Origin of the sequence: Flavobacterium sp. SOK18b, assembly GCF_014156605.1 — a bacterium.
Taxonomy (GTDB): domain Bacteria; phylum Bacteroidota; class Bacteroidia; order Flavobacteriales; family Flavobacteriaceae; genus Flavobacterium; species Flavobacterium tiangeerense.
This window is the reverse complement of record NZ_QKNZ01000116.1, coordinates 1-9,638: the sequence shown is the minus strand read 5'-3', so window position 1 is coordinate 9,638 and position 9,638 is coordinate 1. Positions and strand designations below refer to the sequence as shown.

Annotated in this window: 16 protein-coding genes; 1 reads left to right on the top strand and 15 read right to left on the bottom strand. The window is 31.9% G+C overall.

Going from position 1 to position 9,638, the window contains the following annotated elements:
* Positions 1-1,531 (bottom strand): hypothetical protein (locus DNC80_RS14265; protein WP_182651789.1); only part of this gene is annotated, 1,531 nt, incomplete at its 3' end.
* 324 nt (positions 1,532-1,855) lie between these two features.
* Between DNC80_RS14265 and DNC80_RS14260 the strand changes: the two genes are divergently transcribed.
* The gene (locus tag DNC80_RS14260) at positions 1,856-2,107 is read left to right on the top strand and encodes a hypothetical protein (protein WP_182651788.1); all 252 of its coding nucleotides are present in this window, start codon (positions 1,856-1,858) and stop codon (positions 2,105-2,107) included.
* A 48-nt stretch (positions 2,108-2,155) separates the two neighbouring features.
* Here the strand turns inward: DNC80_RS14260 and DNC80_RS14255 are convergent, their stop codons facing one another.
* The 14 genes from DNC80_RS14255 to DNC80_RS14185 all read right to left on the bottom strand — a co-directional run bounded on the left by DNC80_RS14255 (position 2,156) and on the right by DNC80_RS14185 (position 9,566).
* Positions 2,156-2,371 (bottom strand): hypothetical protein, encoded by a 216-nt coding sequence (locus DNC80_RS14255; protein WP_182651787.1) that lies wholly within the window; start codon positions 2,369-2,371, stop codon positions 2,156-2,158.
* 134 nt (positions 2,372-2,505) lie between these two features.
* The gene (locus tag DNC80_RS14250; protein WP_182651786.1) at positions 2,506-2,742 is read right to left on the bottom strand and encodes a hypothetical protein; all 237 of its coding nucleotides are present in this window, start codon (positions 2,740-2,742) and stop codon (positions 2,506-2,508) included.
* A gap of 101 nt (positions 2,743-2,843) precedes the next feature.
* On the bottom strand, positions 2,844-3,068 hold the full coding sequence (locus DNC80_RS14245) for a hypothetical protein (protein WP_182651785.1): 225 nt from the start codon (positions 3,066-3,068) through the stop codon (positions 2,844-2,846).
* Between the two features lie 118 nt (positions 3,069-3,186).
* Positions 3,187-3,450 (bottom strand): hypothetical protein, encoded by a 264-nt coding sequence (locus DNC80_RS14240; protein WP_182651784.1) that lies wholly within the window; start codon positions 3,448-3,450, stop codon positions 3,187-3,189.
* A 6-nt stretch (positions 3,451-3,456) separates the two neighbouring features.
* The gene (locus DNC80_RS14235) at positions 3,457-4,170 is read right to left on the bottom strand and encodes a DUF2786 domain-containing protein (protein ID WP_182651783.1); all 714 of its coding nucleotides are present in this window, start codon (positions 4,168-4,170) and stop codon (positions 3,457-3,459) included.
* 370 nt (positions 4,171-4,540) lie between these two features.
* Positions 4,541-4,777: a hypothetical protein gene (locus tag DNC80_RS14225; protein WP_182651781.1), complete on the bottom strand. Its 237-nt coding sequence runs from the start codon at positions 4,775-4,777 to the stop codon at positions 4,541-4,543.
* Positions 4,778-5,293: 516 nt separating this feature from the next.
* Positions 5,294-7,033, bottom strand: a complete 1,740-nt coding sequence (locus DNC80_RS14220) for a hypothetical protein (protein WP_182651780.1) — start codon at positions 7,031-7,033, stop codon at positions 5,294-5,296.
* A gap of 34 nt (positions 7,034-7,067) precedes the next feature.
* The gene (locus DNC80_RS14215; RefSeq protein ID WP_182651779.1) at positions 7,068-7,790 is read right to left on the bottom strand and encodes a hypothetical protein; all 723 of its coding nucleotides are present in this window, start codon (positions 7,788-7,790) and stop codon (positions 7,068-7,070) included.
* A gap of 12 nt (positions 7,791-7,802) precedes the next feature.
* Positions 7,803-8,195 carry a hypothetical protein gene (locus DNC80_RS14210; protein ID WP_182651778.1) on the bottom strand — a complete coding sequence of 131 codons (393 nt, stop codon included), beginning with the start codon at positions 8,193-8,195 and terminating at the stop codon, positions 7,803-7,805.
* A gap of 1 nt (position 8,196) precedes the next feature.
* The gene (locus DNC80_RS14205) at positions 8,197-8,460 is read right to left on the bottom strand and encodes a hypothetical protein (protein ID WP_182651777.1); all 264 of its coding nucleotides are present in this window, start codon (positions 8,458-8,460) and stop codon (positions 8,197-8,199) included.
* Positions 8,461-8,490: 30 nt separating this feature from the next.
* Complete coding sequence (locus DNC80_RS14200; protein ID WP_182651776.1) at positions 8,491-8,694, bottom strand: hypothetical protein; 204 nt, start codon at positions 8,692-8,694, stop codon at positions 8,491-8,493.
* Between the two features lie 165 nt (positions 8,695-8,859).
* Positions 8,860-9,069 carry a hypothetical protein gene (locus DNC80_RS14195; protein ID WP_182651775.1) on the bottom strand — a complete coding sequence of 70 codons (210 nt, stop codon included), beginning with the start codon at positions 9,067-9,069 and terminating at the stop codon, positions 8,860-8,862.
* 109 nt (positions 9,070-9,178) lie between these two features.
* Entirely contained in the window at positions 9,179-9,355 is a 177-nt protein-coding gene (locus DNC80_RS14190) for a hypothetical protein (protein ID WP_182651774.1), read from the bottom strand.
* Between the two features lie 19 nt (positions 9,356-9,374).
* Positions 9,375-9,566, bottom strand: coding sequence for a hypothetical protein (locus DNC80_RS14185; protein ID WP_182651773.1), 192 nt, complete (start codon positions 9,564-9,566; stop codon positions 9,375-9,377).
* Positions 9,567-9,638: the final 72 nt, after the last annotated feature.

Here is a 9,638-nt window from a genome sequence, read left to right as displayed (position 1 = left end):
GTTGTTGTTGTTGTTGTTGTGCATAGCCTAATATATAACGCTCGCTAGTGAATGTCGCAGGATATTTATTAAGACCATCATCGGAAAGAGTAAATGGTTGCATTCCTGAATACTGAATTGCTGGGGCTGGCGTTAATATTACTTCGGGCATTGATTGCAATTGAGTTATAACCTTTTCTTTTGCTGCTTTAGCCGCATTTCCATAGTTATGTAGTGCAGTTTTAGAACACGATTGCATTTTATTACCCCACATCATTTCCTGATTATAAATAAAGTTCATTGTATCAATAAAAAGGTTTAAAGATTGTTGATTCAATGATTTACCTACAGTTTCGGCATAAATAATTGGTAGATCTCTTTCAATCCAAACTTTTGTTTCCGAGGGAGTTCTTGAAGATCCCCAACATGATAGATTAAAACCATTTGAAAATAATTGTCCGAATGTTTTATCAACAGGAATTATTTTTTTTAATGCACTCAATGCAACTCCAGCTAATGCCAGTGGATCTCCAGTAGCTGCTGAAACAATAGAGCCTGCCGATACTCCTCCAACAGATAAATTACTTAATGAAGACATTCCTGCTGTTTTTATAGTAGATCCAAAAGTTGTTGCTTGTAATGGGGCTGTGTAGATCGATTGTAAGTTAGGTGCGGTTGGCAAAGGGACTTTGTATCCAGTAGGGTTTAAACTGGAAATTGGAGAGATTGAGCCTAAGCCTTTTTGACTTAAAATAGCTTTATCTAAAATCTCACTCATATTTGGATCTATACCGTTTTCAACATTCCATTTTACAAGACCTAACATTGTATCTGATACTTCTTTAGAAATACCATTTTTTTCTAGTTCGTTTAAAAATTCATGAAAATTGTTAATTGTATCTGACAATACAGACGGTGCGCCGAGACCTCTTTTTGTGATTGCTTTACCTGAACAGGCGCAACCTAATGATCCCTTTGTATATGGGGAAGCTAAACCTACATGTTTCATTTGATGATCGTATTTATTTGTAAATGATACCTCTTTATTGTCGTGAGTAGTAGCGTCAATTGTGTAATAAGAATTTCCATTTGGAACTATTACATAAACATGAGACCACTCACCTGGCATTATTCCGGATTGTTTCACCATTCTAAATGAATGTGGAACTTTTAAATTTTGTAAAATAGTACTAGCTAAAATGGAGTACGTTTTACAGTCAAAACCTTTTTTTCTATAAAACCATGCAGCACTTGGGGAAAAAAGTTGTTGCGTTTCGCCATCCAGTTTATATTGAAAGTGATTATAAAGAAAACTATAGATGTTATTTATTGTTTCCTGTAATGATCTCCCTTTCATCATTGGAGTAACTTTTGACATTTGATTTGCATATTTATTAGCCCATAAAGCCATATATTTTAGCGTATCATAAGTATTACTATTGTTATTTGATTTGTCAAAATTGTGATCAAGTCCCAGATACGTTGGAATAAGTCCTTCATACTCTTTTCCTGAACGTAACGGACGATACAATATGCTATCAATAGAATTCATACTTTTTTGTTTTAAGGATTTGAGAGTAAGCGAGAAATTTTTTTAAATCTTGTATTTTTGATTTACTACATTTTAAAAGTCATTTCTCGCTGTTACTAACTCAAAATCAATTCCTATGAAATGGAAGACAAAGGTTATTAGATTTTTTTATTGTCATTTTGGATTTGCACGGATTCAGGTACATTGTGCGCACAATCAAGGTACATTTGCACGTCTTTTTTATAGTATTGCTTACAATTGCTTACAATTGCTCACATTTTTAGGTACAAAATATCTTGGTTTTTTATACTTTTGAAAACCATTAAACCAAAAAACCATGTTCTTATGACTAACGTAATTGATTTTGATACTCTTTTGTTGCGAATTAACAGTTCTGTACCGATGAATACCACAAAAAAAGAATTTTATGAAGTCATGCATAGGCAAGCAGGATGGAGTTTAAGAGAGGTTAAGAGAAAAACCATAGAAAGAATAGTGGAATTGAGAAAGGTTCCTTCTAAAGAGGCTAGGACCACGAGAGTTATATATCCAAATGAATTGATTCAAATAATCGATGATTTTAAAATTGGTACATAAAAAAATCCACCTGATAGGGTGGATTTACTTTTTTAATTTGGTACTAAATTATTGTTTACTATTTTCTAAAGCTTCGATTTTTTTTTGTTTGTACTTAATAATTCGATTTAGACGTTCGATTTCTTTCTTTTGATCTAGAAATTGTTCCAATGTATAAAAAAGTATTTTTGGTACTGTTTTAAGTTTTTGTTCCTGTGCTACTGTCTCTAATTGTTTCCGTTGTTTTGGAGTTAAATTCCTTATGTAAGTGCTGTTTTTTATCATTTGCTATTGAATTGTAGACTTTTTGAGGTACTGAGGACTTTTTATTGAAATTCACGCCACGTGAATTTATATTGTTGTGGCGGCGTGAATTTATATTTTTTCGCCACGTGAAGGCAACAATAAGCCGTTGTATACTATTTTGGCTCTTCAAAAACCATCCAGTGAGTAACTTTTTCTCCCTCGTATCCCATAAACCAAACCCATTTTTCTTCTCCTACAGTCATTTTTAAGCGGTGATTATCAGTTACAGTTCCCATATCTGTTAGTACAATTAATTTTTTTGTGCACAGCGGACTTAATCCGTCATTTTTATCTATAACTAATTCTGTGCAAATTTCAGGCATTGCAACATCTACTCTTATCCAATTCATTTTGTTTTAAATTTTTGTTGTTTTTACGTTGTTATTTGATCGATTATAACTTGCGCTAATCGCTATTAGAAACGGTTGATAGCTGACAGTTACCAGTAATACTAAGAAACTACTACTTGAAGATATTTAGCAGAAAAACAACCACTAAAACCTTCGAGAAATACTACTTCTTCTTTACCTCTATTTAAATAACTGTCCGTTTGGCAAGTCCATAATTTGCCTTTGTATTTTGGTAAATTTGCCTCTCCGCAAGAGTGCATTACTACTTTGTCACCTTTTTTAAAAGTGGTTGTTTTGTTTTCGTAGATATAATTATCTGTTGTCATAATGAATAAGTACTACTGCTAACAGCGTATATACAAGATACGCCTACAAGCATTTGTTTATAATTTGAAATTTATCGTTTGGCGTACCTCGTATGTACGTAAAACGTTATAATCTAGACTATGTCTCAAGAAAAGAAATAAATTCATGTAATACATTTTCAAAAGTTGGATCTACATCAATTCCAAAATGTTTTTCATAAATTAAAGAAACAAATTCAATACATTGATCTACTGAAATGTTTTTACAAATTGTTTGATAACCATTGGTATTTTTATTATTTTCTTTTATGTTCTCAAAATGAAAAAAACCTTGTTTTTCATTATACTCTAATCTGTATTTTACAATTTTCTCATTGTCTTTGAAGGGGAATATTAAACACATCTTATATCAAAAACCTATAGACAAAAGGTTAGCTTCTTTGCAATTTTCAATCCCTTGAACTAAGCTGATTTCCTTTCCTTTTTCTAAACCGTCTTCAAATGCCTGTCTTTCTCCTTTCAAAGGGTTTTGTTTTTGATGATGGATTTTCAAGTCTAAATTTTTAAATTCACTTTTTATATTCTGTTTTTTTTCAACAACGATCAATCCATAGGCTTCTGGAATATTCTTTTCTTTCTCCTTATAAAGTTCCTTAATGTTACAAACTACTTCAATTAAAAATCCCTTTATAAAACTTGATGAAAGTGTGCGTCCGTGATAATGTTTTTTTAATTGAATATATTTTTCGGTTCTTAAGTAAACATCTTTCTCTTTTAAACAAGTTTTTGAAATCAAATTATAAAAATATCCACATAACGAAACGTCTTGTTCATGACCGAAGAATGTTATTCTTTTACTGTTATAATAGTGTTCGCAATCGAATAAATTTGCTAAATCGGCATAAAAAAGTGATAAATCAAAACCGCTTTTTGTCAATTCAAATTGCTCGGATACACATTTATTTATAATTGCAGAATCTTGTAAATCGTGTTCGGAAATAAAAAAATTAGTCATTAATTGATTTGCTTTTCTTAAAGCTGATTCCATTTCTTCTTTTGTTGCTCCGTTATCGGTTGTTTTTGATAATAGTGCTTTGATTTTGTCTTTTATCTTGTCATTCATTTTATCATTATTGATTTGAAGTCATTAAATAATTTAAACTAGATTCCTTAATTCCTTATCTAGAAAAATCTTTAGTTTGTTGATAAGGTGATTAGTATAAGTATTACGATCTGTTCTATTGAAACTGCAGCACTTTAATATTATGGCAGCTTGGGTAATTGTAAAGCTCACTGAATACTCATTTTTGCTCTGATCTGTCTTACTGCGTATTAAATAAAATAAGTTGTTTACAACATCAAACGTGATAATGCTATTCAAAAAATCATTATTGAGTTGATGAACTGCTACATATTTATTGTAAACATCAAGTTCTAAACGTAGTACCTCTAAATCTTCCATTTTAAGATTTTTTATGGTGATCCTGATCATGTTAAGCTCTTCTATGTTCTAAATAATTTTTTGTGTAATTGCAATAGAAATAAAACTGAGTCACTCTGCTAGCCAATGGGTGACTTTTTTTAAAGTCCGTCTGCATTTTATCCATGATTTGATCGTTGGGTAAATGATTTTTCTTTTGAGGTGAATACCATACTATTGGGGTTCCTGTCCACCCTGGTATCATAGCACGCATCTTAATTTTCGATTTTTCGGGATCTGCTAGGTGCATAACTTAAAATTTACTTTTATTTTTTGATACTGAATTTTTGTTATTTTGCAAATTCTTGTAATCAAGAATGGCCCTGTTTCCATTTTGTGCATAGACTACAGTATTTGAATTTTTACCGAACGAAAACGGCTTTAATCCTTTTTTTTCTTGTCTTTTAATGAAATCAATTTTGTCTTTTTTGTTTTGACCAATGATTTTTGCTTTTTTATAAAGATGAACTATTGTTTTCCAGTTAAAAGTGCAGCAAAGTGAAGCCATGAAAATAATAATGAAAAACCAAGCGGTATAAGTTAAAAATTGTAAGTACATTGTTTTTAGGTGTTTAAGATTGTTGTTTATTTTGTGTTTCGCCTATGCTGAAAAATGAGGTTAGTAATACAACCGATATTCGGCTCCAAGTATTCCAGTTACCAGGGTAAAAACTCCATTCGTAAAAACAGAAAAGGAGGTAAAAAAAGGCAGCGATAAAAAGTACATTTCTGTATTTTTCAGTAAAATGATAAATTAATTTCATGGTTAGCAGGTGTATTTAGTTTGAATTTTAAGTAGACTATCTGATAATTTTTGTAAATAATTTGTTGGGAGGTTCTTATCTACGTATTCTATCAATTCTGCCAGCTCGATACGGTTCTTGAAAAAAGCATTTAATTTGATATCGAATTTCTTTGCATGATTGATATTTTGTGTACGTATTTCAGCTTTTTTCTTTGCTGTTTTCTCTATTTTAGGCTTGTTTTCTAGATATTTAAGGTGATTAGTCCATGATTTTTTAGTGTACTCGAAGCCTATTTCTTTTTTCTCTTTTCGGGTAAAATCAAAGTAATCACTAGGGTAAAGAGGTGTAATTCCTGTTTTTGTAAACCATTTTTGAGCGTTATTTACTCTCCACAACATTTCGTCAAGTTTATCGACCATCAATTCCTTGTTGTAAAGGGAAATATTGCCATTATTTACAACAAATAGTTTTTCAGTATAGCTATTTATTGCTTTTTTCCAAGAGCCTACAAATGGAGTTGTTCCTCGGTACAATTTTGAAGCGTTTTTGAAAAATTCTTGAATAATTAAGGTTTTAAAATCTTCACGGTTCATGGTTCCGTAGCTGGCTTCCTTGTACAAAATACGTTTGTCTATGCGGTTGTAGTTGTTAAAGTCACCATTGGAAAGGCGTTGAGCAAATTCTTGATTATGCATTATTGAATTTTCTAACTTATCCGATAAATTATTAGAAACTTTAACATTTCGCGCGCCGCCCCCAAGTTTGGAATTTTCATCTTGCTTTGGGATGTTCCTGTAAAAAGAAGATAAAAGACCAGCCGTAGGCGTTCCTAAAATCTGAAAATCGGCTTGTCCGTTTTCTCTTTTATTAATATTTGTATTTATAGTTCTTGTAGCCTCATTATTATCTTTAAAATCTTTACGCCTTTGGGACATAACGTGTTGATTGTCAGTGTCGGTCAAAATTTGGGTTTTAGCGTCAAAAACGACTAAAATGTGGCTTGAAATATGCATTTTTAAGCCTGTTTTATGGCCTCTAAACAGATAGTCAACAAATACTCCAGCTTCTTCTAATCGTTGTCTGTGGTTGCGAATTGTGGCATTACAAACGTTGATAGAATATTCCCCGTTACGCTTCAAATTAGTGATGTGGTGTGAGTTAATTTCCATTTGGCGCACTGGGGTAGCATCTATAATTCCTAATTTTAGGTATTCGCTTGACGTTTTTTGCAATTGCAAAGAGTACAGGTATATCATTTGTTGAAAAACAATTTCTGAAGCGTATTTTACAGTAAGGTGTTTTCTTTTTTCGATTACCAAACCACGATCAATATTGAATTCAGCTACCAGCTCGTTGTATTCTTTTGCTTTTTTGTTGCGGTGACGTGTGATGAAAATGCGAGAAAACTCTTTTTGTACATCGTTAAGGGCGTTTTTTGACCTATAGGCGGTTACAGTTGCATTGTATTTATCAATTTCAAGATTGATCTCCGCAACCATTTCATTGTAATTAGCAATGTAAATGCGGTAATTATCCATTGTCATTGCAAACGCACTAGTATTAATAAAGGGGTAAACTGCCATTACTGGCTTTACATTCTCTGTTAATTGATTGAATGTTACAATTTCCTGTCTAGTGATAGGTGTGTTCTTAGGTTTTGGCTTAGGTTTCACGCTAACTGGTACATTAGCGTGATTCCCAAAAATATTTGCTTGAAATAAGCTGCCAATACTTTGTAATTGGTTGGTTCTTGACTGCATTGTGGTTGGTTTAATGGTGTGGTTTAGATTTTAATTAACAATGACAGTAGCCACGACTAGGAAACATTTCGTCGTTAAATTCCATAACATCAAATGTGATTTTAGTGTTTGCCATAACAAGACCTGCTATAAAGGCAATAAAATCATCGTGCAGAATACTAGGAGTAAACGGCAATTCAAGAGTAGCATTTTCAAGAGCTATTTTCATAGTTTGATTACTTTTTCCGTGGTTTCTAGGTAATGAGAAAATGGTATAAACATCTTCTAGTTCTTTATTATGTCTCCCTTCGTGATAAAGTCCTATTTCGTAACTTTTGTCAATATTTGAAATTATTAATGTCAAAAATGAATCGTCCCCCTTTTCTGCTTCAACATTAAAGTCGTCAGAATCTTGATCAGTATCATGTTCAAAACGAACGCATCGAATAAATTCCTCTAAAATTTTAGAAAATTTAATTTCTGCATCTGCTCTAGTGAGAATTTTTGTAACTAAAGGGATGAATGTTTTTGCAACAGCTGTATTAGCAATTTTGTCAATCTCGGCACTTAGTGCTTCGTTGATATTTGCTACTACATCAGGTAGAGTAAAAGCATGATCAAAACCTCTATTCAATAAGTTTTCTTCAAGTGCTTTTATATATGGTGAATTATATCCAGTGTAAAAATCCTTTATCGTTTTTACCGCACCTTCTTGAGCGTATTTATTTGCCGCTATTTGAAGTTCTTCTGTGTTGATTGATGGGATAATTTTATTCATAGGTTTTAGGTTTTAATAATTTGAATAAACAATGTTTTCTTTCGTTTTGAATGCGATGTAAATTTTTTCGGGTGATTTTATTTTTATTTGATTGTCAAGAACTAATTCGTACCTGATTGCTTGTTCATTAATCACTTTTCTAGTATCAATAGGGTAGTGGTCCTTAATGAGTTCATACGCATGTTTATCCGTAGTCTTAAGCTTATTAACCCAGCTTGCATACAACATAAACCCATGCAATATTTTACGCTCTTCAGCTGTAAGTCGCTTCTTTTTGTCAAAATTGATCTTACCATGATGTTCTTTAAATGGCTCGAGTAATTTTCTAGGAATAGTTTTCATGTGATCCGAATTGATGAAGACTTTTATTCCACGACCTCCTTTGTGTTGAAAAGTGATAGCCATTTTAATTGAAGTTAACCAATCGTTGTATTGATTGGTCAATGCGTTGATTCTCTTTTTCAACTTGCATATTCACAATATCGGTGGTAATTTCATCGCAGCGAATCGCTACTTCATATGCGGTCATATTGAAGCAGCTGATATCTTTTTCAATTACGACAAATGATTCTTTAGCTTTAACGAAGCGGTAAGCTGCTCTTAATTTTGAAATGAAATTTTTGAATTTTGTTCTTCTGAAGTTTAGAACTTTAATCTCTGAATTTTGCATAATTCGGTTGGTTTAATGGTGATTATCTTTTTATGAATGGTTTACAATTTCAAAATGAACGTCGATATTCAATTTTGCCGTTGTTAGGTTTTGAGCTGCTTTTTGTTTTTCCTGTTTTAGATGAATAAGCATTGGCTTTAAGATCTCTTGATCATGCTCCTCTATCAAAACACTAATGCATTCAATTGCGGTGGAGTAGTCGTCTATCTTTTTTATTAATTCAGATACAGTCATTATTGGTTTGGTTTAATGGTGAAAAAAAATGCAAAGGACTTGGTAATGTTTGAATTATTAATTCGGGTAAGAACGTATTGCCTTTGCATCTATTTTTTTAACCTTTCAGAACCGCCACAAGATGACCTAATAACTGGTGGCGGAACTTCTAGGGAATTATGCAAGTTAAACTTGCTTCGGGATTCGATCTCGATCTTTAATGGTTTTTACAGCATATTCTAGCGTTACCATTGGATCTTTATGTTTAACCTTAATTTGTTTACTTTTTACTACGGGAATTTGTAGTTTTAAAAATTCATGGCTAAATGCTTCTAAATCCTCTGGGGAGAATTGTTGAATTATATTTAGAACTGAATTTGCAAAAATTGTAGACATTTTTTTTATCTTTGTAGTGTTGGGGTGGTTCCTGACAATTCTTCCAAACCGCTAGGTTTGGTTTAATGGTGAAAGCGGGCGTGGTTGCCCGCTTTTTTATAAAATTATACTAAGGCGTGGTTGTATTTTTTTGGTTACGAAGTTTTTTTAATTCATCATCTAGTTCTTTCTTAATGTTTTTATCATCTAAAACTGATTCAGTTAATAAAATGAGCATAAAAATTAGCACTATTATAAATATTATAAAAACTATAAAATTATCGTAAGTATTTATTAAATTTTTCATAAAACGGCACGGTTTTTATTTACACTTTATTGGTTTTTTTTGAATAATTTTTTTTAGACACTATTTGCCTAATGGTGTTAGCAGTTCGTTTGTATTTTTTTGCTAAAATCCCTTCTGCTTCATCACGAGTTAAAATCCCATCAGTACGAAGATCATTGTATTCTTCTTTTACTTTTGTGTTTCGTAAGATTGTTTTTTCATTTTTAGCCATAATAAGATGTTTTAGAAATTGTTTTTTACTATATTTCTACAACAAATTTACGATAAAAAAAATGTAAAAAAC

Coding starts and splice junctions, on each gene's coding strand:
- DNC80_RS14200 (WP_182651776.1), bottom strand. CDS start 8,694: ATGACTGTATCTGAATTAATAAAAAAGATAGACGACTACTCCACCGCA.
- DNC80_RS14205 (WP_182651777.1), bottom strand. CDS start 8,460: ATGCAAAATTCAGAGATTAAAGTTCTAAACTTCAGAAGAACAAAATTC.
- DNC80_RS14235 (WP_182651783.1), bottom strand. CDS start 4,170: ATGAATGACAAGATAAAAGACAAAATCAAAGCACTATTATCAAAAACA.
- DNC80_RS14210 (WP_182651778.1), bottom strand. CDS start 8,195: ATGGCTATCACTTTTCAACACAAAGGAGGTCGTGGAATAAAAGTCTTC.
- DNC80_RS14250 (WP_182651786.1), bottom strand. CDS start 2,742: ATGAATTGGATAAGAGTAGATGTTGCAATGCCTGAAATTTGCACAGAA.
- DNC80_RS14225 (WP_182651781.1), bottom strand. CDS start 4,777: ATGCACCTAGCAGATCCCGAAAAATCGAAAATTAAGATGCGTGCTATG.
- DNC80_RS14185 (WP_182651773.1), bottom strand. CDS start 9,566: ATGGCTAAAAATGAAAAAACAATCTTACGAAACACAAAAGTAAAAGAA.
- DNC80_RS14195 (WP_182651775.1), bottom strand. CDS start 9,069: ATGTCTACAATTTTTGCAAATTCAGTTCTAAATATAATTCAACAATTC.
- DNC80_RS14220 (WP_182651780.1), bottom strand. CDS start 7,033: ATGCAGTCAAGAACCAACCAATTACAAAGTATTGGCAGCTTATTTCAA.
- DNC80_RS14190 (WP_182651774.1), bottom strand. CDS start 9,355: ATGAAAAATTTAATAAATACTTACGATAATTTTATAGTTTTTATAATA.
- DNC80_RS14260 (WP_182651788.1), top strand. CDS start 1,856: ATGACTAACGTAATTGATTTTGATACTCTTTTGTTGCGAATTAACAGT.
- DNC80_RS14240 (WP_182651784.1), bottom strand. CDS start 3,450: ATGTGTTTAATATTCCCCTTCAAAGACAATGAGAAAATTGTAAAATAC.
- DNC80_RS14215 (WP_182651779.1), bottom strand. CDS start 7,790: ATGAATAAAATTATCCCATCAATCAACACAGAAGAACTTCAAATAGCG.
- DNC80_RS14255 (WP_182651787.1), bottom strand. CDS start 2,371: ATGATAAAAAACAGCACTTACATAAGGAATTTAACTCCAAAACAACGG.
- DNC80_RS14245 (WP_182651785.1), bottom strand. CDS start 3,068: ATGACAACAGATAATTATATCTACGAAAACAAAACAACCACTTTTAAA.